Below are 587 nucleotides of genomic sequence, written 5' to 3'. Positions count from 1 at the left end.
CGGTGTTCTCGAGGATGGAACTCTCGTTGACGTGTCGGGGCAGCGGTTGAGTGCTCAGGAGTGGATCTACGAACGCTTCGCGACGTTGATCGGGCGCATCGATATGACGCGGACTGGTCAAGGCTCGCAATACGCACTCGTCGTGACAGCCAAGGCCGAAGATCTTGCGAATGGAACCGGGGTTGGTACCACGGGGACTGAGAATCCGGTCCCTATCAGCGAACTTGTTCGTCATGGTTTGAATGGGGCGGTGTTCTTCGAACTGATCTCGGAGAAGGCGAAGACGATGCAGGTGGTCACGGAGAATCGGTTCGCGAATGCCAGGCAGATCGCGGTCCTGACTGCTCGTGATCAGGGGTGTACGTTCCCTGGTTGTGATGCTCCGCCGGGGTGGTGCGATGCCCACCATATTGTGGAGTGGGCACAAGGTGGCAGGACCGATATCAACAATATGACTTTGAGTTGTTCGGCCCATCACCACTTATTGGACAGGTCGGATTGGGAGACAGTGATGCTTCAGGATGGTCGTCCGGCGTGGGTGCCTCCTGCCTCGATCGATCCGGGTAGGCGACCGATCTTGCATGCGA

1 protein-coding gene is annotated in these 587 nt (G+C 57.8%); it reads left to right on the top strand.

The window, feature by feature from the left end:
* The coding region (locus tag INT40_RS20395) for an HNH endonuclease signature motif containing protein (RefSeq protein WP_193096876.1) at window positions 1-587 on the top strand (587 nt) is incomplete at both ends.

This window comes from Brevibacterium sp. FME17 (assembly GCF_014897515.1).
In the GTDB taxonomy this organism is placed as follows: Bacteria; Actinomycetota; Actinomycetes; order Actinomycetales; family Brevibacteriaceae; genus Brevibacterium.
Note: the sequence above shows the minus strand (reverse complement) of the source record. Positions and strands in the feature narration are given on the sequence as shown.